Genomic DNA, 22683 nt, shown 5'->3' on the forward strand with positions numbered 1-22683 from the left:
CCTCTGCCGGCGCACAATCGGGCTCTCATGAGCCCCGCCTTCGAGTCCCTCGTTGTCATTTGCGAGCGCATGCGCCACCTCACCGGGACGCTGGAGCTCATCCGTGGCCAGTTACTGGCCGAGGCCATGGGCGAGGTGCCCATGGACCAGGTGCCAGCGGTGCGCCAGACCGCGCACGGGCTGTATCTGCACGCCGTGGGCCTGCGCCAGCGCACGGCGGGCGACCTGTCGACCATCGTGCGCGCGCTGGCCGAAGAGATCGACCCGGTGCAGGCCGAGGCCGAGGGCGCCGAGCTGTTGGCGGTGTGCCGTGACCTGGCCGTCACGCTGCGCGCGGTGGACACGGCGCTGGCCGAGTTCAAGGGCCACATCGAGCACCCGGCCACCGGGACCTGATGCCTGGGCCCAGTGGCCCAGGCCCTCAGGCCACCTCGGCGAGCAATGCCCGCGCCAGGCGGATGAGGGCCAGGTCGGTGCCGGCCGGGCCCAGCAGCGAAATGCCCAGCACCTCGCCATGGGCGCCGCGCATGGGCAGGCTGACCTGCGGCAGGCCGGCGTGCCCGGCGATGCAGGTGATGGCCATGGTGCGCTGGCGCACCGCGTCCACCGCGGCCGGGTCGGCATCGCGCCGTGGCGCCAGGCCGGCGGCCGAGGGCAGCACGGCCACGCCGTCGCTGCCCAGCAGGGCGCGCACCCGCTGGCGCACCGCTTGCGAGGTGGCGCGGGCCTGGGCGGCCGCTTCGTCGCTGATGCGGCTGGCGGCCTCCCAGCGCGCGGCGATGGCCGGCGAGAAGGTGGGCTGTGCGGCGCGAATCCAGGCGCCATGCAGGCGCCAGCCCTCGTGCCCGCCGGCCGTGGCGTAGGCCTGCCGCCAGTCGGCCAGGGTGGCGTCCTGGCACCAGGTGGCGGGCTCGGGCGCGGTGCCCAAGTGGCGGGCCAGGGCGTCGCGCACGCGCAGCAAGGGCGCATCAAACACCGCATCGGCCAGCGACCAGGCGTCTTGCGGCACCAGCAGGCGCTGCGGTTCAAAGGCGGTGTCGGGCAGCAGCACGCGGCCCACGCGCTCGAAGGTGTCGGCGTCGTGCGCCAGCCAGGTGGGCGTGTCAAAGCGCGGGTGCAGCGGCACCAGGCCCTCGCTGGGCAAGAGGCCGTGCGTGGTGCGCAGGCCCCAGATGCCGGCGTAGCTGGCCGGCACGCGGGTGGAGCCGCCGGTGTCGGTGCCCAGGGCGAAGTCCACCAGGCGCGCAGCCACCGCGGCGCAGGAGCCGCTGGACGAGCCGCCCGGCACGCACTCGGGCGCGGCGCTGTTGATGGGCGTGCCGTAGTGAATGTTGTCGCCCTGCAGGCTGTAGGCCAGCTCGTCGGTGATGACCTTGCCCATCAGGTCGGCGCCGGCGTCCAGCAGGGTCTGCACCATGGGGCTGTGGCGCGTGGCGGCCGGGTGCGTGGCCAGCCACGTGGGGTTGCCCGCGCCGGTGCGGTGGCCGGCCACGTCGAACACGTCTTTGGCGGCAAAGCGCAGGCCGCTCAAGGGGCCGCCGGCTTGCCCGGCGATGGCGAAGCGACCATGGGGCACCCAGGCGTGCACGGTGTCGTCGATGTCGAAGCTCAAGGGGCGGGCGGGGGGCATGGCGTGCGTCCAAATGAAACCAGTGATGGCCAAGGCGTCAGCAAGTGACGTGCCAGTTGTGCCGCAGCCCACGGGCGCGGGCATCGGGGTTTCACCTGCCTCTGCCAGTGGAGGCACTCCGGCGCTTGTAACGGATGGTGAAAAAGAACCGAACGGAGCGATTGGGGCGATGGGTGGCGCAGCGTGGTGTGTTCGCCCTGCGCTGTGAGTGCCCCCCGGGGGTATCCTCGGGCCTCACACCTTTCTCAGATTTGTTTCCTGACTTCTCCCATGCAATTGGCCGAAGGCAGCGGTGGCAAGACCTACCGCATCCTGATCATTGACGACGAACCGAGCACGATTCATGTGCTGGCGCGCACGCTGCTGGACGTGGCCACGCTGCGCTTTGCGGTGCGCGGCGAAGACGCCTTGCGCATCTTGAGAGAAGGGCCACAGGACCTCGTGCTCACCGACGCCGATATGCCCGACGTGTCGGGCTTTGAGATCGTGCAGGCCATGCGGCAAGACCCGCTCCACCAGTCGGTGCCCATTGTCATGGTCAGCTCGCACAGCGCCCCGGAGTTGCGCCACCACGCCCTGGACCTGGGCGTGAGCGAGTTCCTGACCAAACCGGTAGACCGCGAGGTGCTGCGCCGCCGGGTGCTGGACCTGTTGGTGTCGGGGGCCAAAGCTCCCTTGCGCCCCATGCGCCGGGACGCACGGGATGCGCAGCTCATGGACGACGCCGCTGACGAGGTGCCCACCACCCGTGCCGCCCTGCTGGCAGATGACGAGTTGTTTCCCCGGACACTGACTCCGCAGGAGTTCATGTCCACGCGTGCACCCTTGGCCGAGGCGCCTGAGGTGGCCGCGCCCGATGCGCCAGCCGAGGCGGTCCACCCGCCACTGGCGATCACCTCGTCACTGCTGGACGACATTGCCGCTGTGCTGGAGGTGGTGGAGCGCTTGCGCGCCGATGCCCGTCGCCCGGATGAGTCGCGCATGATCAGCGGGCTGGCCGCCATCGAGCAACTGTGCAGCGACATGACCGGGCGCGTCATCACTCTCACCGAGCACATGTTGCCAGGAGGTGGGCATTGAGCGCCGACGAGTCGGCGACTGCCCCTCGGGCTCACATCTGGTACGTGGACGACGACGATGCCATCGTCTTTCTGGTGCGCCGGCGCCTGCAGCGCATGGGCTTTGCCGTGGTGGGCCACACCAATGCGCGCGAGGCATTGGCGGCCTTGCAAGACCCCGCCGTCGTGGTGGACTTGGTGGTCACCGACCAGAACATGCCGGCCATGAGCGGGCTGGACTTCGCCGCTGCGGTGAAGGCCTTGCGCCCCACGCTGCGCGTGGCGCTGTCGTCGGGCGTGGTGGACGATACCCTGCGCCAGCGCGCCCGGGCCGTGGGCGTGGACGCGCTCATCGACAAGGGCGTGGAGGTGGAGACGCTGTTCGACACCATCGCCCAGCTGGCCACCGCCGGCCCTTCGGTCAGCGGCGGGCCGGGCTGAGCGGGCGGGGCGTGCTGCGCCCGCGCTTGGTGTCAGACGGCCCGGCGCCGCTGGCGTCGCAGGCGCGGCGGTAGGCCTCCAGGGTGTGCTGGGCCCGGCCCAGCACGCTGTCGGGCGGGAAGCGGCCGTGGGCCAGTTCGCCAAATGGCGTGCCAGTGAGCAGCGCCATGCCCTCGCTGGCCCATCCCACCGCGTGAATGTGAAAGCGCCCCTCGGCCACCGCCTGCACCACGCGCGGGGCCAGCATCAGGTGGCGCACGTTGCGCCGGGGCATCAGCACGCCCTGCTGGCCGTCGAGGCCCAGCATGGCGCAGGTGTCGAAATAGCCCTCGATCTTCTCGTTGATGCCGCCCACCGGCAGCACCTCGCCATGCTGGTTGATGGCGCCGGTGACGGCTAGGCCTTGGCGCAGCGGCAGGTTGGCCAGGCTGGAGAGCAGGGCGTAGAACTCGGCGCACGAGGCCGAGTCGCCTTCCACGCCGTGGTATTCCTGCTCGAACACCACCGCCGCGCTCAGCGCCAGCGGCGCGATGTGGGCGAACAGCGCCGAGAGGTGGCTGTGCAGGATCATCACGCCCTTGTCGTGAATGGGGCCTGAGAGCTGCACCTCGCGCTCGATGTTGAGCAGGCCTTCGTCGCCCGCGTGGGTGCGCGCGGTGACGCGCACCGGAAAGCCGAAGGCGTGGTCGCCCAGGTCCACCACCGACAGGCCGTTCACCTGGCCCACGCGCTCGCCCTCAATGGCCAACAAGCGTTCGCCGTCCTTGAGCGACTCCATCAGCAACTGCTGTGGGTGGTTGTGGCGCTCGGTGCGCGCGCGCTGCGCCTCGTGCACATCGTCGGCGGTGGTCAGCGCCGCCCCCCGGCGCGCGGCCAACGTGCCGCTTTCGATCACCAGCGTCTCGGCGTGGGCGAACAGGGCGCTCTGGCGGGTCTGGTCGGCGGCCTCGCGGTGCATGGCCTCGATCACCACCGCCACCGCCGAAGCGTCAAAGTGCGGCAGGCCCAGGCGCGCGCAGGTGTGCGCCACGAACACCGCGCTGGCGCGGCGCGCCTCGGGCGTGCCGTCGAAGCGCTCGGCGAAATCCACCTTGCAGCGAAAGCGCCGGGCGAATTCCGGGTCGGCCTCTTGCACCAGGTAGTAGTCGTCGGCCGAGGCCACCAGCACGATCTTCACGTCCACGTCCACCGGCTCGGGCTCCAGCGACACGGCGGCCACCGGCGCGTAGAGCATGCCCGGCTCTTCGATCTGCACCCGCCCGCTGCGCAGAAAGCGGCGCAGCCGCTCCCACACCGGTTCGTCGGCCAGCAGGTCGCGCAGCTGCAGCATCAGAAAGCCGCCGTGCGCGCGCAGCAGGCTGCCGGCGCGGATGCGCGAGAAGTCGGTGGCCAGCACGCCATCGGCCGACTCGTACTCGATGCTGCCGAACAGCGCGCGAAACACCGGGTTGTCTTCCATGATCACCGGCGCGCCCTCGCGCCCGTGGTTGTCCACCACCAGGTTCACCTGCAGCCGCGCCAGCAGCTCGGCCAAGGCGGCCAGGCGCTCGGCCGTGTCTTCGATGTCGCCGTTGCCGTCCTGGAACAGGGCCAGGTTGTCCAGCAGGTCGCGCTGCACCGAATCGAGGTAGCGGCCCAGCTTCACGCTGTCTTTGATGTTCTTGCGCATCTCGGCGCGAATGGCCTGCAGCTCGTGCTCCAGCAGCGGCTTGATGGTCTGCCGGTGCAGGGCCACCAGGCGCTCGCCCTGCTCGCGCTCCAGGCCGCGCAGGCGCTCCAGAAAGCGGCTGATCTCGTTGCGCAACTCGGCCTCGCCTTGGTCCAGCGCGCTGCGCTGTTCGCGGCTCAGGCCCAGGGCCTTGCCAGCCGTCATGGGCTGGCCGGCCTCGTCGCGCTGGGTGAAGACGATGCGGCCCTGCTCGCGCAGCAGGGCAAAGTTGCGCGCCTCGGCAAAGGCGCTCAAGGCTTCATAGGCCTCGTCTTCCTGCGCCTTGAAGCCCAGCAGCAGCCGGTCGCGCTCGGCCTGCACGTCTTGTGCCACCAGGCGGCGCGGAATGTCGGCCTGCAGCCGCCGGGCCAGCTCGGTCATCAGCCGGCGCAGCAGCCGCCCCTCGCCCGCGGGCAGGCGCAGGGCGATGGGGTGTTCGGGCGCGTCCACATTGAACAGGTAGCACAGGTCGGGCGGGGTGGGGCGTTTGCCCGCCTCGTCTTGCATCATTTGCTGCAGCAGCGAGCGCCGCCCGCTGCCCACCTCGCCCAGCACAAAGAGGTGGTAGTCGGGCTGGTCCATTTGCAAACCAAAGCGGGCCGCGGCCTCGGCGCGGGCCTGCCCGATCCAGGGCAAGGGTTCGTTCACCAGCTCGCGGGTGTCGGCCAGGCCCAGGCTCTCCGGGTCAATCGTCAGGCGCAGTTCGGCGGGGCTCAGGGTGTGCAAGGTCATGGCGCGAGCTTAGTCCCGGGGCGCGAATGGCGGCACAGGGTGCGCGAGATTGTTCCTTGTGTCGGGATAAATTGTCTGCAATTGAGTGGTTTATGGGGCTTATTTGGGTCGGTAGAGTCACCTCATGCCCTCGGCGCCCCGCGCCGCCCCGTGCCGCCCCCCGATCTCAGGAGTCACCATGAACCGTTTGCCCAGCCTTTTTGTGTCCCACGGCGCCCCCACGTTTGCGCTGGAACCCGGGCGTGCCGGCGCTTTGTTGCGCGAGCTCGGCCCGCTGCTGCCGCGCCCCCGGGCGGTGCTGGTGGTCTCGCCCCACTGGGGCTCGTACCAGCCCCTGGTGGGCACCAGCGCGCAGCCCGCCACGGTGCACGATTTCGGCGGCTTCCCCGCGCCCCTGTACCGCCTGCAATACCCCGCGCCCGGCCACCCTGCGCTGGCCCAGCGCACGGTGGACCTGCTGCGCGCCGCCGGCTGGGACGCCCGCGCCCACCCCGAGCGCGGGCTGGACCACGGCGCCTGGGTGCCGCTGCTGCACCTCTACCCCGAGGCTGACTTGCCGGTGTTCCAGGTCTCGCTGCCCGTGAGCCTGGACGGCCCCGGTGCCTACGCCTACGGCCAGGCCCTGGCGCCCCTGCGCGACGAGGGCGTGCTGATCGTGGGCTCAGGCAGCCTCACGCACAACCTCTACGAGTTTCGGCAGGCCGGCGTCCCGCAAGCGGCCTACGCCCGCGAGTTCAGCCAGTGGGTGCGCGAGGCGGTGCTGGCGGGCGACAGGCAGCGCCTGATCGACACCCTCGCCCTGGCCCCGCACGCCGAGCGCGCCCACCCCACCACCGAGCACTTCCTGCCTCTGCTGGTGGCCTTGGGCGCGGCCGGTGGCAGCCTGCCGGCCACCGTGCTGGACGGCGGCATCGAGCACGGCGTGCTGTCAATGGAGTCGTATGTTTTCGGCGCCACCGTGGCACTGCCACAGGCCGAGGAAGCGCTGAGCGCCTGAGGCCAGCGCTGCAGCGCGGCACCGCCGCCTGACACCCACCGGTGAGCACCATGGCCAGTGGCCTGGCCATGGGTCAGCGCCCGCGCGGCGCGCATCACCGGTCATCAGCGCCATGGACAACTTCAACGACAACGCCTCGCCCCTGTTATTCCGTTCCTCACCCAGCCCGGCGCCCGACGCCACCGCCGAGGCCTCGGCGCCCCCGGTTCCTGCCGACGAGCCGCCCCCCGCGCCCAGCGCCCCACCTGAGCCACCAGCGCCACCGCCTCCGCCGCCACCACCACCAGCCCCGCCCTTGCCCGAGGTGCAAAGCGCCCTGCAGGCCTGGGCCGCGCAAGCGCCCATGGCCCTGGCTTTGTGCACGCCAGAGGCACAGGCCGCGCTGGGCCAAGCCCACGCTGCCCTGTGCGAGGCGCTGGTGAAAGGCCTCATGGAGCAGGCCGAGGCCTGCGCCGGCCAGTGGAACCTGTCCCCCCTGACCGAGCGCCTGCTGGGCCTGAGCGAGCCGGCCCTGGCGGCTTTGCAGGCCGCGCTGGCGCAGCCGCCCCTGGCGGCCTGGCCGGTGTCGGCCCCCGACGAACGCCTGGCCCCTGAGCGCGCGGCCTGGCAACGCTGCCTGGACCTGGCGCGCGAACTGCTGCAACCATCGGCGCCTAGACAATGGGTGAGCGACGCCATCATCTGGGCCGAAGACTGCCTGCTTCAGGCCCTGGTGTCGGCCTTTTGGCGAGGCGACGCGGTGGTGCTGCTGCCCATTCCTTTGCCTGAGCATGCCCCCGTGCCCGAGGTGATGGACCTGGTGCGTCGCGTGTCCTTGCTGGTGGTGCGTTGGGCCCAGGTGGCCGATCGGCCGCCTGCGCTGAAGGCCGTTCGCGTGCATTGGGCCCTGACGCCCGAGCAAACAGCCAACCCGGTGTGGCCACGGCGCCTGGCCGATGTGGCCCGCCGGGTGGTCGCCGAGCGCCTGGCGCAGGTGTTGGACCGCCTGCCCGCCTTGCGCGAGGCGGCGCGCGCAGGCACCAAGCCAGGTGTGGACGACGGGTACGACCTGTTGTTTGACCGCTTGCAGCGCCTGGCGCAGGCGATCAAGGCCCTGGAGGGCGACGCGGCGTTGGGCGAGGGGGCGTTTGTGCTGGTGTTGTCGGACGCGCCCGCCTCGCCGCTGCTGGCCGACTTCCGTCGCGCGTGGGAAGCGCTGGGCGGCCAGTGGGGCGAGGGCCTGCCCGAGTCGCCCGCCCCGGTGCGGATCAGCGTGTCCTGGCCCGAGCCGGCGCCCGCGCCAGCCCAGGCCTGAACCGCGCCAAGCGCCGGGCCGTTACCAGGTGCCCACGTTGGGCATGTCGCTCCAGGGGGCCTGCGGTGCCAGGGCCTCGCCTTTTTGCAGCAGCTCAACCGAGATCTGGTCGGGCGAGCGCACAAAGGCCATGCGGCCGTCGCGCGGTGGGCGCAGGATGGTGACGCCGTGGGCCTGCAGGCGCTCGCAGGCGGCGTAGATGTTGTCCACCTCGTAGGCCAGGTGGCCAAAGTTGCGGCCACCGGTGTAGGTCTCGGGGTCCCAGTTGTGGGTGAGTTCCACCTGGGCCTCGTGGTCGCCCGGGGCGGCCAGGAACACCAGCGTGAAGCGGCCCTGGGGGTAGTCGTTGCGGCGGATCACCTCCAGGCCCAGGGCGTCGCGGTAGAAGCGCAAAGAGGCGTCGATGTCGGTCACGCGGACCATGGTGTGCAGGTATTTCATGGCGGGGTCGGTCAAAAAAGAAGTGCCCCAATTGGACCAGCAGCCCGCCACCCTGTGCCGGCGTGGGGCTGAAGCGCCAGCCCTGGTGCGTCAGGCGAGGTTGGGCGCGGCGGGCAGTTCCACCCGCACGCGCAAGCCGCCCAGGGGCGAGTCTTCAAGCGTCAGCGTGCCTTCGTAGCGCCGCGCCAGGTCGTGCGCGATGGCCAGGCCCAGGCCGCTGCCGGGCTTGCGTTCGTCCAGCCGCCCGCCTCGGGCCAGGGCCTGTTCGCGCGCCTCGGGGGCGATGCCGGGGCCGTCGTCGTCCACGCACAGCACCAGGCGGTCGTTGGGCAGGCGCTGGCCGATCAAGGCCACGCTGCTTTGCGCCCACTGGCAGGCGTTGTCCAGCAGGTTGCCCAGCAGCTCTTGCAGATCGGGTTCTTCGCCGGCGAACACCAGCGGCTCGCGCGGCCAGTGCGCCCCCAGGTCAAGGTGGCGCTGCGCGTGCACCTTGTCCATCACCCGCAGCAGGGCGTTGCCGGTGGGCGCCACCTCGGTGCGGTGCCCGCGCCGCTGGCCGGCGGCCGAGGCGCGGGCCTGGGCAAGTTGCCAGTCCACATGGCGCCGGGCCAGGGCCACTTGTTCGCGCACGTGGTGGCGCCAGTCGGCGGGGGGCTCGGCCTGGGTGGCGAGCTGGTCCAGCACGGCCAGCGGGGTCTTGAGGGCGTGGGCCAGGTTGCCGGCCTGGGTGCGGGCGCGGCTGAGGTGGTCTTCCTGCCGCGCCAGCACGCGGTTGAAGTCGTCCACCAGGGGCTGCACCTCGGCCGGCAGGCCCGAGGGCAGGCGGTGGGCGCGGCCCTCGCGCAGGGCGGCGAGGGCCGCGCGCAGGTCGCGCAGCGGGCGCAGGCCCACGGCCACCTGGGCCCAGGCGGCCAGGCCCAGCAAGACCAGCAGCACGGCCAGCGAGAGCACCAACTGGCCGCGAAAGCGGGCCACGGCGGCGCCGGTCTCGGCCAGGTCGACCGCCACGCCCAGGCGCCACGCGCTGTCGGACTGGCCCACGCGCACGGTGCGCTCCAGCACCCGAAGCTCACTGTCCTGCGGGCCGGCCAGGGTGTGGCGGTGCACCTCGCCTCGGACCGGTTCGTCCATCGGCAGGGCCAGGGTGTCCTCCCAGAGTGAGCGCGAGCGCAGCACGCCCTGCGCGGGAACGGGGCTTTGTCTGTCCACCTGCCAGTAGAGGCCGCTGTAGGGCTGTTGCCAGCGCGGGTCGGCCAGGGCGGCGGCGTCCACGCGCGGCTGGTCGGCGGCGTCCACCACCAGGCGGGCGGTGAGCAGGTCAAGCTGGCGCAGCAGGTCGGCCTCGGTCTGGCGCATCACGTGTTCGCGAAACAGGCTCTGCAGCAACACGCCGGCCAAAGTCAGCGCCACCGCCATGGCGGCCAGGGTGGCGGCCAGCAGGCGCCAGCGCAGCGAGGCCACGCGCCGCGTCATGGCGTGGGCACCAGGCGGTAGCCCAGGCCGCGCACGGTCTCGATCAGCTCGGCCGGCAGCTTGCGCCGCAGCCGGGCCACGAAGACCTCGATGGTGTTGGAGTCGCGGTCGTGGTCTTGGGCGTAGATGTGCTCGGTCAGCTCGCTGCGCGAGACCACCGCGCCGGGGCGGTGCATCAGGTAGGCCAGCACCTTGTACTCGTGGCTGGTGAGGTTCACCGGCTCGTCGCCCACCGTCACGCGGCCGCTGCGCGTGTCCAGCGACAGCGGACCGCAGCGCAGCAAGGGCGAGGCCAGGCCGCTGGCGCGGCGAATGAGGGCGCGCAGCCGGGCCAGCAGTTCCTCGCCGTGAAAGGGCTTGGTGAGGTAGTCGTCGGCGCCGGCGTCGATGCCGGCCACCTTGTCGTGCCAGTGGTCGCGCGCGGTGAGGATGAGCACCGGCATGGCATGGCCTTCTTCGCGCCAGCGGCGCAGCACGCTCAGGCCGTCGAGCTGGGGCAGGCCCAGGTCCAGCACCACGGCGTCGAACGGTTCGGTCTGGCCCAGGTGCAGGGCGTCAAGGCCGTTGTCGACCTCGTCCACCGCGTAACCGGCGGCTTGCAGGGCCTGCGCGAGCTGGGCGCGCAGGGTGGGTTCGTCTTCGACCAGCAGGATGCGCATGGGGTGTCAGCGTCGGCGTTTGGGGTTCACCCACGCGGCGCCGGTGCGCGCGTCGCGCTCCAGTTCGACCACGCGGCCATCGGGCCTGAGCAGTTTGATTTCGTACACCCACTCGCCGTGCTCGCGGTCGAGTTCCACCTCCAGCACCTGGCCGGGTTGTTCGCGCTGCAGGCGCTCCAGCACGGTGTGCAGGGGCAGCACCTCGCCGGCCTTCAAGGCGGCGCGGGCGCGGTCGTGGTCGTCGTCGGCGCGCGGCGCCACCGCTGGCAGCAGGGCCAGGCTGAGCGAAAGCAGAAGGGCGCGGCGGGCAGGCATGCGGAAGATTTTGCCGCGCCCGCGATGAACGCCACCTGAACGCGCGCTTCAGCTTCGGTACAGGCGCCGCCGCGCAGCATTCGGGCCATCGATTCCACCGCACCGCCACGCACCATGAAACCCACCCTCTTGTTGGCCCTGGCCTTGTTCGCCACCTTGCCCGCCCAGGCGGGTGACACCACCCCCGCCCAGCAGTTGCAGCACTGGAACGCCCAGGCCGGCTCGCCGGGCGACGCGGCGCGCGGCCAGGCCTTCTTCACGAAGCGCCACGGGGGCGAGTGGTCTTGCGCCTCGTGCCACCAGGCCCCGCCCACCCGCGCCGGCCAGCACGCCAGCACCGGCAAGGCCATCGCCCCGCTGGCCCCGGCGGTGCAGCCCGACCGCCTGACCGACAGCGCCAAGGTGGAGAAGTGGTTCCGCCGCAACTGCAAAGACGTGCTCTCGCGCGAGTGCAGCGCCCAAGAAAAGGCCGATGTGCTGGCCTACCTGAACGCCCTCAAACCCTGAACCGAGAAACAAGACCATGAACGCCCGACACCTGCTGCCCTTGCTGACCCTCATCGCCGCCCCGCTGTCCCACGCCGACAGCGACCGCCTAATGCCCGCCCGCGTGCCCGATGCCTACAAGGCCGAGTGCGCGGCCTGCCACACCGCCTACCCGCCCTCGCTGCTGCCCGCCGCGTCGTGGCAACGCATCATGGGCGGGCTGGAACACCACTACGGCACCGACGCCTCGCTGGACGCGGCCACGGTGAAGCAGCTCAACGGCTGGCTGCAGGCCCACGCGGCCCAGGGCGGCCGCCGTGGCGTGGCGCCGCCGAACGACCGCATCACCGAATCGGCCTGGTTTGTGCGCGAGCACCGTGGCATTGACCCGGCCGTGTGGAAGCTGCCCAGCGTGAAGAGCGCGGCGCAGTGCGCGGCCTGCCACACCGGCGCCGACCAGGGCGACTTTGACGACGACCGCATTCGCATTCCGGCCGGCGTCACGCCCGCGCAGCGCCGCGCCTTTCTGGATTGAACCGGAGCCCCACCATGAACGCTTCCCTGCCCAACACCGCCCCTGGCAATACCTCCGCCACCACCACCACGCCCTCGCGCGGGCGCCGCGTGACCGACGCGCCCACCCGCGCGATGCACGCCCTGCTGGCCCTGAGCTTTGCCGGTGCCTGGCTCACGGCCGAATCGGAACACTGGCGCCTGGTGCACGTGACGCTGGGCTACACCGCCGGCGGCGTGCTGCTGGCGCGCGTGCTGTATGGCCTGTTTGGCCCGCGCCAGGCGCGGCTGCAGAACCTGGTGGGCAAGCTCAAGGCGCTGCCGGGCTGGCTGGCCGCCTTTCGCGGGCCGCTGCCGGCCGGCCACTGGCGCCAGGCGCAGAACCTGGCCATGGCGCTGGTGGTGGCGGTGTTGATGCTGGGCATGGTGCCGCTGGTGCTCAGCGGCTACGTGACCTACCAGGACTTCGGTGGCTGGACCGGTGAGGCCATGGAAGAGCTGCACGAGTTCTTTGGCAACGGCCTGCTGCTGGCGGTGTTTGCCCACCTGGGCTTGATCCTGGGCCTGAGCCTGCTGCGCGGCCAGAACCAGGCCGCGCCCATGCTCACCGGCCGCCTGCCCGGCAAAGGGCCTGACCTGGCCCGCCGCAACCACGGCTGGTTGGCCGCGCTCATCGTGACCGCCGTGGTGGCCTTCTGGGCCTGGCAGTGGCAGACGGCGCCCAGCGCGCCCCTGGGCGAAGGTGTCCGCGCCACGCTGCTGGAGCGTGGCCACGACGGCGACGACGATTGAGCCGCGTCAGCTTACCTGGCCCTGGCCACGGGCCACGCAGCGCGCGGCGGCCAGGTCCCACCCGGCCCAGCCGCAGCTCTTGAAGAACACCGGCCCCCGGGGCGCCACGCGCCCGGCCAGGGCGTCGGCCAGGGTGGGCAGGGCGGCCACGTCGATGCCGGCCTGCAACAGGTCGCCGGCCTCGTGGTCGGCGTCGCGCGTGTCCACCACCAGGGTGCCGCGTGCGGCCAGGTCGCGGCACGCCTCGGGCGCCCATTCCACCATGCGCGGCGTGAAGGCGCCCACGGCGGCCACGAAGGCATCGTCTCGCGGTGTGGCGCGCAGGCACACCGCCTGGGCGGGCGTGGCGCTCACCACTAGCGGGCAGTCGGCCAGGGCGGCGTCGGGGTCGTCCACCCGCCGCGCGCGCAGGCCCAGCGCTTGCGCGTGCGCCACCAGGGCATCGGCGCTGGCGGCGCTGCGCGAGGCCACGCGCACCTCGTGCAGGCGCTGTGCACCCAGGCCGGCGAGGTAAGCCTCCAGGTGCGACCGGCCCTGCACGCCCGCGCCCACGATCAGCAGCGGCCCTTCGGCCTGCGGGGCCAGGGTCTGCAAGGCCAGCAGCGACACAGCGGCGGTGCGCCGCGCGGTGACGGTGGGGCCATCGACGATGGCGCTGCGCTGGCCGGTGGCGGCGTCAAAGACCACGATGTCGCCCTGAATGGTGGGCAGGCCGCGCGTGGTGTTGTCGGCCACGAAGGTGATGAGCTTGGTGATGGCCACGCGCGCGTCGGTGGCCGGCATCACGAACAGGCTGCCGCCGCCCGGCAGGGGCTGCACCAGCCGGGGCGGCACGCGCACGCTGGGGTCGGCCAGCAAGGCGGCGATTTCCCGGGCCAGTGCCGGGTAGGGCAGGGCGGTGGCGGTGGCCTCGGGCGAGAGCAGGGGCGCGCTCATCCCACGTGAATCGCGTACACGCCCCAGGGGCAGCCGGCAAATCGCTCGGGCAGGGGTTTGCTGGCCAGTTCGGGGAAGCGGTCGGGCTCGTACACCGCCCACAGCGGGCCCAGGCCGCCCAGGGCCATGGGCTGGCCGTCGAGGTGGGTGGCCACGATGAAGCCCAGGCGGCGCAGCTCGCCCAGCGACAGCTCGGCGTTGTAGCCGTCCACCGCGCGCATGCCCACGCGCAGGGTGTCGGCCATGGGGGCGCCAGCGGCTTCCAGCACGCGGGTCAGCAGCGGGCCGCGCAGGGTGTGGCGCTGGCCGTCGTATTCCAGGGTGGGGCGAATCTCGGTGGCGGGCAGGGCCAGCACGTCGGCAAAGGTCAGGGCGCGGGCCTTGTCGAAGGCGATGCCGTGCTTGCCCATCATCTGGTCCACGACCTTGTTCAGCGGACCGCGGTTGGGCTTGCTCACCTGGCCGGTGACGGTCAGCAGCACGGGCGCTGGCGCGGCGGGCGTGGCCGCCTGGGCGAGGGGCAGGGCAGTGGCGAGGGGGGCGGCGCAGGCCACGGCCTGCAGGAATCGGCGCTTGTGCATGAAGGTCCTCCTGAAAAAGGGTGGGCGCATGGTAGGGCAGCGGCATGGCCCCGTGCCGCGTAGGTTTTGCTGCAGTGCAGATTGCCAGCCGTTTTTTCTTGTTTCCAAAATGGGGACGCCCCCGGGGGTATCCGGCGGGCACCACCACAAGGAAAGAGGAGACACATGAAAACCACCAAGCTGCTCGCAGCGCTGCTGCTGGCCGGGCTGGCCACGGCCGCGTCCGCCCAGGCCGGGAAGGACAACTTGTCCAACCTGAAACAGATGAAGGTCTCGGGCGTCGACCTGAACATCCCACCCGTGCCGCAAGAGGGGCGCAACGCCGACGCCATCAAGGCCAACCTGAAGAACGTGAAGCTGCCGCCGGGCTTCAAGATCGAGTTGTACGCGGTGGTGCCCGACGCGCGCCACATGGCCGTGGCGCCCAGCACCAACATGCTGTTCGTGGGCACGCGCAAGACCCGCGTCTGGGCCGTGACCGACCGCAACGGCGACGGCACGGCCGACGAGGTGAAGCCCTTTGCGCCCTCGCTGAACTTCAAGGTGCCCAACGGGGTTTGCTGGACCAAGGACGGCTTCCTGGTGGTGGTGGAACACAACCGCGTGCTCAACTTCCCGGCCGCCGAGTTCTTCTACGAAGGCCCCGATGTGGCGGTGATCGAGGTGGTGCCGCAAGGCGGCCTGATCCCGGTGGAGGAAGAGTCGTTCAACCACGGCGCTCGCGTGTGTCGCGTCACCGACGACGGCACGCTGTACGTCACCCTGGGCCAGCCCTACAACGTGCAGCCCGCCAACAAGGTGGAGATGTACGACAAGATCGGCATCGGCGGCATCGTGCGCATGAACGCGTTTGACGGCTCCAAGCGCGAGGTGTTCGCGCGCGGCGTGCGCAACTCAGTGGGCATGGACATCAACCCCAAGGACAAGACGGTGTGGTGGACCGACAACCAGACCGACGGCCTGGGCGATGAGGTGCCGCCGGGCGAGCTCAACCGCAGCACCAAGGCGGGCGAGCACTTTGGCTACCCCTACTGGAACGGCAAGTTCAAGGTGGCCGGCACGGCCGCCGCGCCCGACCTGAAGGACATGAAAGAGCCGGCCAATGCCATCTTCCCGCAGGTGGAGTTCCCGGCCCACCAGGCCCAGCTCGGCATGACCTTCTACAACGGCAAGATGTTCCCGGCCAAGTACCAGGGCGGCATGTTCGTGGCCTCGCACGGTTCGTGGAACCGCACCAAGGCCACGGGCGCGCTGATCAACTTCGTGCCGCTCAACCCCGATGGCACCGCCGGCAAGTCCGAGGTGTTCGCCGAGGGTTGGCTGGACGCCAACGGCGTGTACAAGGGCCGCCCGGTGGACGTGGCGCCGATGAAGGACGGCTCCATCCTCATCTCCGACGACTACGTGGGCGCGATCTACCGGGTGACGTACTCGCCCAACTGATGGCCTGATGGCCGTTCCGCCACCGGGGGGCTCGCGCTCCCCGGTGGTCCAGTGTCTGCCTTTTGAGAAAGCCCCTTCATGCGATTGCTCACGCTCCTGGCTGGCCTGTGCCTGGCCACTTCGTCGATGGCCGCCGATGTGGCCGCCGGCCGCGCCAAGGCCGCCACCTGCGCCGTCTGCCACGGCCCGCAAGGCCTGTCGATGCAGCCCAACGTGCCGCACCTGGCCGGGCAGCCCGAGATTTACCTGGCCGAGCAGTTGCGCCAATACCGCAGTGGCAAGCGCGCCCATGAGGTGATGGCGGTGATCGCCAAGCCGCTCACCGATGCCGAGATCGACAACCTCGCGGCGTGGTACGCCTCGATGCAGCTTCGCGTCGAGGCGCCCTGATGGCTGTTCCCACCTCACGCCCCGCCTGGGCCATGGCGCTGGCCGCGCTCGCCGGTACCGCCCAGGCCCAAACGGCCACTGAGCCCAACCGCGACGCGGCCCTCTCGCCCGTGGTCATCTCCGGTAGCCGCAGCCCGGCCGACCGCTTCACCGCCCCCGGTTCGGTGGACGTGGTGGACGGCAGCGAATTGCGCGACGGCCAATTGCAGATCAACCTGTCCGAAGGCCTGCGCCGCGTGCCGGGCCTGGTGATCCGCAACCGCGAGAACTACGCGCAAGACCTGCAGGTGTCCATGCGCGGTTACGGCGCGCGCTCCACCTTTGGCGTGCGCGGCATTCGCCTGTTCGTGGACGGCATTCCCGCCAGCGCGCCCGATGGCTCGGGCCAGGCCGCCAACTTTCCCCTGGGCAGCGCCGACCGCGTGGAGGTGGTGCGCGGTCCGCTGGCCAACCTTTACGGTGCCTCCAGCGGTGGCGCCATCCTGCTCTACACACAAGACGGCGCGCGCCCGGCCGAGTGGCGCTTGGGCGCGGCCGCCGGGTCTGACGGGCTGTGGCGCCTGTCCACCCAGGCCATGGGCCAGACCGGCACGCCGCAAGCGCCGGGCTGGTCGTACACGCTGGACGTGGGCACCTTTGCCACCGACGGCATTCGCCCGCAGTCGGCGGCGCACCGCAGCACGGCCAATGCGCGCCTGTCGCGCGCGCTGGACGACGGGCGCGTGACCCTGGTGTTCAACCGCCAGACCGGCTTCGCGCAAGACCCGCTGGGCCTGAGCCGCGCCCAGTTCGACGCCGACCCCTACCAGACCACGCCCGAGGCCACGCTCTACAACACGCGAAAGTCGGTGTCGCAGACGCAGGTGGGCCTGGCCTGGGACCACGCCCTGGGCCAGGGCCACCGGCTCGAACTCATGGGCTACGCCGGGCAGCGCCAGGTGTGGCAGTTCCAGGCCATTTCGGCCGGTGTCCAAGCCCCGCCGCGCAGCTCGGGCGCGGTGATCGACCTGAACCGCGCCTACTGGGGCTGGAACGCGCGCTGGCGCTGGTTGGGCGATTGGCAAGGCGGCCGGCTGGACCTGAGCGCCGGCCTCGCCGCCGACCGCCAGACCGACGAGCGCCGGGGTTACGAAAACTTCGTGGGCAGCACGCTGGGCGTGCTGGGCGCGCTGCGGCGCGACGAAACCAACCGCGCCACCTCGCTCGACCCCTACGTGCGCGCCGAGTGGGCTCGGCAAGACTGGACGCTCACCGGCGGCGTGCGCTGGGCGCGGGTCGATTTCACCTCCACCGACCGCTACATCGTGCCGCCCAACGGCGACGACAGCGGCGCGCGTTCTTACCGTGGCACCTTGCCGGTGGTGGGCGTGCGCCAGGCCATCACGCCGCAACTGCAATGGTTCGCCAGCCTGGGCCGGGGGCTGGAGACGCCCACGCTGAACGAAGCGGCCTACCGCCCCGGCGGCGTGGCGGGCCTGAACACCGCGCTCAACGCGGCGCGCAGCACCAGTGCCGAACTGGGCCTGCGCGGGCGCGGGCGCGACGGCCTGTGGAGCGCCACCCTGTTCGACATTCGCACCCGCGACGAGATCGTGGTGCAGAACAACACCGGTGGGCGCTCCACCTTCCAGAACGCCGGGCGCACGCTGCGCCAGGGCCTGGAGCTGTCGGGCGAGGTGTCGCGCGGTGAGTGGGCCCTGAGCGGTGCCTACACCTACATCCGCGCGCGCTACCGCGACCCCTTCCTGACCTGCACCACCTCGCGCTGCCCCGACACCGTGGCTCCCACCCTGATCGACGCGGGCCGCAGCATGCCAGGCATTCCCCAGCAGCAGGTGTGGGCGCAACTCGCGTGGACGCCGGCCTGGGCCGCGCCCGTGGGCGGCGTGTTCACGCTGGATGCGCGCCACACCGGCCGCGTGTTCGTGAACGACAGCAACAGCGACGCCGCCGCTGGCCACACCGTGCTGGGCCTGGGGCTGCGCTTCGAGCAAGTGCGTGGCGACTGGACCTGGCGCGAGTTTCTGCGGGTGGAGAACCTCACCGACCGCCGTTATGCCGGCTCGGTGATCGTCAACGACGGCAACGGCCGCTTCTTTGAGCCCGGTGCGGGTCGGGCGGTGTTCGTGGGGCTGGAGTTGTCACGGCGCTTCTGAGGCTCAGGGCCGCCCCGTCGCCGTGCAGGCGATGGGCGGTCGATGCCGTCTTGCGAACGTGCGCTGGGGCGAGGGTTCGGTGGGTAGCATCTCACGGGCGCGCCGCGCGCGCTGCGCACACCCACTCAGGACCTGACCATGACCTTGCGTTCACCTTCTGTTGCACCCAATTCCATCACTCGCCGCCGTTTCGGCGCCCTGGTGGCGGGGGCGGCGGTGCTGGGCGCACCGGCCCTTCGCGCCCAGGGCAACCGCCTGGTGCTCGGCCAGTCGGCGGCCTTCACCGGGCCGGCGGCGCAGCTCGGCATCCAGTTCCACGCGGGCGCCAAGCTCTGTTTTGACGCCCTCAATGCCCAGGGTGGCGTGGCGGGGCAGCGCATCGAGATCCGCCAGCTCGACGACGGTTACGAGCCCGAGCGCTGCGTGGAGAACACCCGCAAGCTGCTGGCCGACGACGCGTTCGCGCTGTTCGGCTACATCGGCACGCCCACCAGCCTGGCCGCGCTGCCGCTGGCCACGCGCGACGGCGCGCCCTTCATCGCGCCCTTCACCGGCGCCATGGGCCTGCGCCAGCCCTTCAACAAGCTGGCCTTTCACCTGCGCGCTTCGTACAACGACGAAACCGCGCTCATCGTGCGCCAGCTCACCAACCTGGGCCTGAACAAGATCGCGGTCTTCTACCAGAACGACAGCTACGGCAAGGCCGGCCTGGACGGCGTCACCCTGGCCCTGGCCGCGCGCAACCTCAAGCCGGTGGCCACCGCCACGGTGGAGCGCAACTCGGTGGACGTGGCCCAGGCCGTGGCCAACATCAACGCCGCCCGGCCCGACGCGGTGGTGCAGATCAGCGCCTACAAGTCGTGCGCGGCCTACATCCGTGCGGCGCGGGCCGCCGGTTATGGCGGCACCTTCTACAACGTGTCCTTCGTGGGCACCCAGGCCCTGGCCGACGAGCTGGGCAAGGAAGGCGCCGGGGTGGTGGTGTCGCAGGTGGTGCCCACGCCCTACAGCGCCGCGCGGCCCATCGCCCGCGAGTTTCTGGACGCCATCGCCAAGGGCGGCAACCAGGTGCAGCCCAACTTCTCCAGCATGGAAGGCTACCTGGCCGCGCGCCTGTTCGCCGAGGGCCTGCGCCGCGCGGGTGGCCGCGCCACGCGCGAGGCGCTGATCGCCGGCCTGGAAGCCATCGGTGACCACTCCATCGGCGGCTTCGCCGTCTCGCTTGGGGCCAATGACCACGTGGCGTCCAGTTTTGTGGAGCTGTCCATGCTCACAGGCGACGGCCGCGTTCGCACCTGATGCCCGACACCTTTCTGCCGCACGCCCAGCTGGTTCCGCTGGACAAGGCCTACCGGCTCATCAACCACGGCCCCACGGTGCTGGTGTCGGCCAGCCACGGCGACCAGGTGAACGCCATGGCCGCGGCCTGGGCCTGCGCGCTCGATTTTTCGCCGCCCAAGGTCACGGTGGTGCTCGACAAGTCCACCCGCACCCGAGAGCTGGTGGAGGCCAGCGGCGTGTTCGTGCTTAGCCTGCCCACCGTGGCCCAGGCCTCACTCACCGTGGCCCTGGGCACCGACAGCGCCAAGCAGGTGCACGACAAGCTCGCCCGCCTTGGTGTGCAGACCGTGCCGGCGCCCGGCAGCGGCGCACCCCTGGTGCCCGGCTGCGTGGCCTGGCTGGTGTGCCGCGTGGTGCCAGAGCCGCACAACCAGCAGGCCTACGACCTGTTCATTGGCGAGGTCACTGCGGCCTGGGCCGACGAGCGTGTGTTCCGAGATGGGCGCTGGCATTTTGACCAGGCGCCCGATGCCTTGCGCACCTTGCACCACGTGGCAGGCGGCCAGTTTTTCGCCATTGGGCAGGCCGTGAGCGGCACGCCCACCGAGTGAGGTATCTTAGATACCCCCCCCACCTATTGTTGGTATCCCATGTCCGCCCAGAACGCCCTCATCCGAGTGGCCATCGTCGAAGACGACCCCCGTACCCGTGACGCCCTCGCGAAGGCCATTCACCAAGCCCCTGACATGACCGTTCTCTGGACCGAGAACACCTGCCAGGCCGCGCTGGCGGCACTTTCGCGCCCGGCGGCCGATGTGCTGGTGATCGACCTCGGCCTGCCCGATGGATCGGGCATCGACGTGATTCGTGCGGCGCACCAGCGCTGGCCCTCGTGCCATGTGATGGTCAGCACCATTTTTGGCGACGAATACCACGTGCTGCAGTCCATTGAAGCTGGGGCTCACGGCTACCTGCTCAAAGACAGCCCCGCCGAAACCATGGCCGATGAAATCCGCTTGCTGCACGCCGGGGGTAGCCCGGTGAGCCCCATGATCGCGCGGCTTATCCTCAGCCGACTTCGCGCCGACGGGCCGCAGGCCAGTGACCAGAGCGCCCCCGCGCGAGTGCCAGCGCGCTCCGGCGTGACCATGTCGCCCCGTGAGACCGAAGTGCTTGAACTGTTCACCAAAGGCTTCACCTACGAAGAAATCGCGCAGCGCATGGGCGTGACCCGCCACACCGTGCAGACCTTTGTGCGGCGCATCTATGCCAAGCTGGAAGTGGGCTCCAAGATCGAGGCCATCAATGCAGCGCGTGAGCAGGGCTTGTTGCGCGTCTGAGCGATCCAAAGTGTCGACCTCGAGCAAGCTGGTCTGGCGGATTTTGTGGCCCTTGGTCGGCTTTGCCTTGTGGCTGGGGCTGGCGTCGAACGCCCGGGCCGAGGTCCACACGGTGCATTTCCAGAAAGCGCAGATGCTCGAATTGGCCGGTGGCAGCCTTGATGCTTCGCCACCGGTCTTGATAGACGGAAACTGGCAGTCCGATGGTTGGCGAGAGGTTTCGCTGCCGTACCAAGTCCCGCGGGAGACCCGCACGGGCCAGGAGCAAGAGGAGGTGGTCACCCGCTGGTTCCGGCTTCCCATGAATGCCGATGAGTACGTCACTGGCGATTTCTTTCTGTACCTCCCCCGCTGGCAGACCATTGGCCGTTTGAGTGTGTACGTGGACGACCGGCTGGTGTTCCATTCCCGTGGCAGCGCGGTGTGGAACGCCTTCAACATTCCTCTATGGCAGCCGGTGACCCTGCCGGGCGTCACCACACCGCCCAAGATGGTGCTGTTGCGCGTGGTGTCCCTGCGTTCCTCTGGCCTTGGCCTGTCCAGTGCCTGGATCGGCCACCAGGAAGACCTCATCTTGCGCCACCGTCTGCGGGAGATCCTGCAGGTTCAGGTGCCATTTCTGACCAGTGGGGCCTTTCTTGCCCTAGGCATTTTTTCCCTGATGGTGTGGGTCAAACGAAGCCACGAACCAGCCTACGCCCTGTTCTTCCTCGCTTCAGCGTTTTTCTTTTTGCGCTGTTTGCATTACCGCTCGGGTGGGCGGCAACTGCTTCTGCCTGACGACTGGTTTGGCTGGATCACGCTCAACAGCCTGGGCTGGCTGGTGGTGGTGGTGTACCTCTTCACAGCACGACTGGGCATTCGGCGGCTGCCCTGGCTGGAGCGTTCGGCCCTGACCTTGATGACGGTCTGCACTGCGCTCACGGTGCCTGGGCTGCTGACCGCCGCCCAGTTGGCGCTGGTGGCGCCAGCGGTGTATGCGGTTCAATGGCTCGTCAATGTGGGTGTCACCTTCAGCGCGCTGTGGCTGGCTTGCCGTGCGCGGGTTCACGAGGCGTGCTGGGTGTCGGCTTGGGGCGTGCTCACCATTCCCTTCGGTGTACACGACTGGCTCTTGCACAACCGACTGATCGATGCGGAGAGCTTCTACCTGTTGCCCTACAACGGCATCGGCTTGTTCATGATCTTCATGACGGTGGTGTTTCGCCGCTATGTGGGTGCCCTCAACGAAGCCGAATCGGCCAATCGCCAGCTCGAAGCCCGCCTCAGCGAACGCGAGGCGGCGCTGGCGCGTAGCCATGAGCGCTTGCGTGAGATCGAGCGCGGCCAAACGCGCGTGCAAGAGCGCCAACGCCTGATGCAGGACATGCACGATGGCTTGGGCTCGTCGCTGGTCAGCGCGCTCTATGCGGTCGAACTGGGTCAGCTCAAAGGTGAGGACGTGGCCCAGGTGCTGCGCGAGTGCATCGACGACCTCAAGCTCGCCATTGACTCGCTGGAGCCGGCCCACACCGATCTGGTGATGTTGCTGGCGGCTCTGCGCTTCAGGCTCTCGCCGCGCCTGCAGGCCAGCGGCACAAGGCTGGAATGGGCGGTGGAAGATGTCCCACCGCTGGCCTGGATCGACCCACGCAGCGCGTTGCACATTCTTCGCATCCTGCAAGAGGTGTTCACCAATATCGTCAAGCATGCAGGCGCGACACACATTCGCGTGGGAACCCGCCAGGAAGGCGATCGCGTGTGCGTGACGGTGGACGACGACGGTATAGGATTCGTGCCCGATCAAGCTGCCACAAATGCCACCGCCTCTGGCACGACGAAGGGGCGGGGCCTGGACAACCTCGCGCGACGCGCGGCCACGCTGGGCGCGCGGGTGCAATGGTGGCCTTTGCACAAGGGCACTCGCTTCGAACTCAGCCTGCCCCTTGCCTCCCCCTTGTCCCCACAGCGAGCTAACTCCTAAGTCTGTTGGCAGTGCCGCATAGTGGCGCTTTCGTAGACTGGCAAAACGGGTCGC

The 22683-nt window shown here is 70.3% G+C and carries 23 protein-coding genes; 15 read left to right on the plus strand and 8 right to left on the minus strand.

Annotated elements, in window-relative coordinates:
- The first annotated feature begins 27 nt into the window (after positions 1-27).
- Complete coding sequence (locus tag ACE3RQ_RS05760) at positions 28-396, plus strand: hypothetical protein (protein ID WP_374520814.1); 369 nt, start codon at positions 28-30, stop codon at positions 394-396.
- Between the two features lie 25 nt (positions 397-421).
- On the opposite strand, the gene ACE3RQ_RS05765 is transcribed toward ACE3RQ_RS05760, so the two are convergent.
- Positions 422-1630 carry an amidase gene (locus tag ACE3RQ_RS05765; RefSeq protein WP_374520816.1) on the minus strand — a complete coding sequence of 403 codons (1209 nt, stop codon included), beginning with the start codon at positions 1628-1630 and terminating at the stop codon, positions 422-424.
- A 270-nt stretch (positions 1631-1900) separates the two neighbouring features.
- On the opposite strand from ACE3RQ_RS05765, the gene ACE3RQ_RS05770 reads away from it, so the two are divergent.
- Together ACE3RQ_RS05770 and ACE3RQ_RS05775 are read left to right on the plus strand one after the other, a co-directional pair.
- Positions 1901-2710, plus strand: coding sequence for a PleD family two-component system response regulator (locus ACE3RQ_RS05770; RefSeq protein ID WP_374520818.1), 810 nt, complete (start codon positions 1901-1903; stop codon positions 2708-2710).
- Positions 2707-3129: a response regulator gene (locus tag ACE3RQ_RS05775; protein WP_374520820.1), complete on the plus strand. Its 423-nt coding sequence runs from the start codon at positions 2707-2709 to the stop codon at positions 3127-3129. The genes ACE3RQ_RS05770 and ACE3RQ_RS05775 overlap by 4 nt, the downstream gene beginning before the upstream one ends.
- Here ACE3RQ_RS05775 and ACE3RQ_RS05780 read toward each other — a convergent pair.
- Positions 3110-5569 carry a Lon protease family protein gene (locus ACE3RQ_RS05780; RefSeq protein ID WP_374520822.1) on the minus strand — a complete coding sequence of 820 codons (2460 nt, stop codon included), beginning with the start codon at positions 5567-5569 and terminating at the stop codon, positions 3110-3112. The two genes, ACE3RQ_RS05775 and ACE3RQ_RS05780, sit on opposite strands and share 20 nt — an antisense overlap.
- A 178-nt stretch (positions 5570-5747) precedes the next feature.
- On the opposite strand from ACE3RQ_RS05780, the gene ACE3RQ_RS05785 reads away from it, so the two are divergent.
- Complete coding sequence (locus ACE3RQ_RS05785) at positions 5748-6566, plus strand: dioxygenase (RefSeq protein WP_374520824.1); 819 nt, start codon at positions 5748-5750, stop codon at positions 6564-6566.
- A 112-nt stretch (positions 6567-6678) separates the two neighbouring features.
- A complete protein-coding gene (locus ACE3RQ_RS05790) occupies positions 6679-7860 on the plus strand; it encodes a hypothetical protein (protein ID WP_374520826.1) in 1182 nt (393 codons plus the stop codon).
- 21 nt (positions 7861-7881) lie between these two features.
- Here ACE3RQ_RS05790 and ACE3RQ_RS05795 read toward each other — a convergent pair whose 3' ends face one another.
- The 4 genes from ACE3RQ_RS05795 to ACE3RQ_RS05810 all read right to left on the minus strand — a co-directional run bounded on the left by ACE3RQ_RS05795 (position 7882) and on the right by ACE3RQ_RS05810 (position 10748).
- Positions 7882-8301: a VOC family protein gene (locus ACE3RQ_RS05795; RefSeq protein WP_374520828.1), complete on the minus strand. Its 420-nt coding sequence runs from the start codon at positions 8299-8301 to the stop codon at positions 7882-7884.
- A gap of 90 nt (positions 8302-8391) precedes the next feature.
- Positions 8392-9774: a sensor histidine kinase gene (locus ACE3RQ_RS05800; protein ID WP_374520830.1), complete on the minus strand. Its 1383-nt coding sequence runs from the start codon at positions 9772-9774 to the stop codon at positions 8392-8394.
- Positions 9771-10433, minus strand: coding sequence for a response regulator transcription factor (locus ACE3RQ_RS05805; RefSeq protein ID WP_374520832.1), 663 nt, complete (start codon positions 10431-10433; stop codon positions 9771-9773). Before ACE3RQ_RS05805 ends, ACE3RQ_RS05800 begins: the two co-directional genes overlap by 4 nt.
- Positions 10434-10439: 6 nt before the next feature.
- Entirely contained in the window at positions 10440-10748 is a 309-nt protein-coding gene (locus tag ACE3RQ_RS05810) for a PepSY domain-containing protein (RefSeq protein ID WP_374520834.1), read from the minus strand.
- Between the two features lie 114 nt (positions 10749-10862).
- Between ACE3RQ_RS05810 and ACE3RQ_RS05815 the strand changes: the two genes are divergently transcribed.
- The 3 genes from ACE3RQ_RS05815 to ACE3RQ_RS05825 are packed head-to-tail and all read left to right on the plus strand — an operon-like array spanning position 10863 to position 12539.
- A complete protein-coding gene (locus ACE3RQ_RS05815) occupies positions 10863-11255 on the plus strand; it encodes a DUF1924 domain-containing protein (protein ID WP_374520836.1) in 393 nt (130 codons plus the stop codon).
- Between the two features lie 16 nt (positions 11256-11271).
- Positions 11272-11769 carry a diheme cytochrome c gene (locus ACE3RQ_RS05820; RefSeq protein ID WP_374520838.1) on the plus strand — a complete coding sequence of 166 codons (498 nt, stop codon included), beginning with the start codon at positions 11272-11274 and terminating at the stop codon, positions 11767-11769.
- Between the two features lie 14 nt (positions 11770-11783).
- Positions 11784-12539 carry a cytochrome b/b6 domain-containing protein gene (locus ACE3RQ_RS05825; protein WP_374520840.1) on the plus strand — a complete coding sequence of 252 codons (756 nt, stop codon included), beginning with the start codon at positions 11784-11786 and terminating at the stop codon, positions 12537-12539.
- Positions 12540-12545: 6 nt separating this feature from the next.
- Here ACE3RQ_RS05825 and ACE3RQ_RS05830 read toward each other — a convergent pair whose 3' ends face one another.
- Together ACE3RQ_RS05830 and ACE3RQ_RS05835 are read right to left on the minus strand one after the other, a co-directional pair.
- Positions 12546-13475, minus strand: a complete 930-nt coding sequence (locus ACE3RQ_RS05830; protein WP_374520842.1) for a delta(1)-pyrroline-2-carboxylate reductase family protein — start codon at positions 13473-13475, stop codon at positions 12546-12548.
- Positions 13472-14056, minus strand: a complete 585-nt coding sequence (locus tag ACE3RQ_RS05835; RefSeq protein ID WP_374520844.1) for a molybdopterin-dependent oxidoreductase — start codon at positions 14054-14056, stop codon at positions 13472-13474. The genes ACE3RQ_RS05830 and ACE3RQ_RS05835 overlap by 4 nt, the downstream gene beginning before the upstream one ends.
- Before the next feature lie 165 nt (positions 14057-14221).
- Between ACE3RQ_RS05835 and ACE3RQ_RS05840 the strand changes: the two genes are divergently transcribed.
- The 7 genes from ACE3RQ_RS05840 (at position 14222) to ACE3RQ_RS05870 (ending at position 22629) form a co-directional block, all read left to right on the plus strand.
- Positions 14222-15499, plus strand: a complete 1278-nt coding sequence (locus tag ACE3RQ_RS05840) for a sorbosone dehydrogenase family protein (RefSeq protein ID WP_374520845.1) — start codon at positions 14222-14224, stop codon at positions 15497-15499.
- A gap of 78 nt (positions 15500-15577) precedes the next feature.
- Complete coding sequence (locus ACE3RQ_RS05845; RefSeq protein WP_374520847.1) at positions 15578-15889, plus strand: cytochrome c; 312 nt, start codon at positions 15578-15580, stop codon at positions 15887-15889.
- Entirely contained in the window at positions 15889-18045 is a 2157-nt protein-coding gene (locus ACE3RQ_RS05850; RefSeq protein ID WP_374520849.1) for a TonB-dependent receptor family protein, read from the plus strand. Before ACE3RQ_RS05845 ends, ACE3RQ_RS05850 begins: the two co-directional genes overlap by 1 nt.
- A 138-nt stretch (positions 18046-18183) precedes the next feature.
- Positions 18184-19344: an ABC transporter substrate-binding protein gene (locus ACE3RQ_RS05855; protein ID WP_374520851.1), complete on the plus strand. Its 1161-nt coding sequence runs from the start codon at positions 18184-18186 to the stop codon at positions 19342-19344.
- Positions 19344-19937 carry a flavin reductase family protein gene (locus ACE3RQ_RS05860; RefSeq protein ID WP_374520853.1) on the plus strand — a complete coding sequence of 198 codons (594 nt, stop codon included), beginning with the start codon at positions 19344-19346 and terminating at the stop codon, positions 19935-19937. The genes ACE3RQ_RS05855 and ACE3RQ_RS05860 overlap by 1 nt, the downstream gene beginning before the upstream one ends.
- A gap of 39 nt (positions 19938-19976) precedes the next feature.
- Positions 19977-20666, plus strand: a complete 690-nt coding sequence (locus tag ACE3RQ_RS05865; protein ID WP_374520855.1) for a response regulator — start codon at positions 19977-19979, stop codon at positions 20664-20666.
- A gap of 301 nt (positions 20667-20967) precedes the next feature.
- On the plus strand, positions 20968-22629 hold the full coding sequence (locus ACE3RQ_RS05870; RefSeq protein WP_374520857.1) for a sensor histidine kinase: 1662 nt from the start codon (positions 20968-20970) through the stop codon (positions 22627-22629).
- The last annotated feature ends 54 nt before the right edge of the window (positions 22630-22683 follow it).

Origin of the sequence: Hydrogenophaga sp. (assembly GCF_041913525.1) — a bacterium.
Lineage (GTDB): Bacteria > Pseudomonadota > Gammaproteobacteria > Burkholderiales > Burkholderiaceae_C > Hydrogenophaga.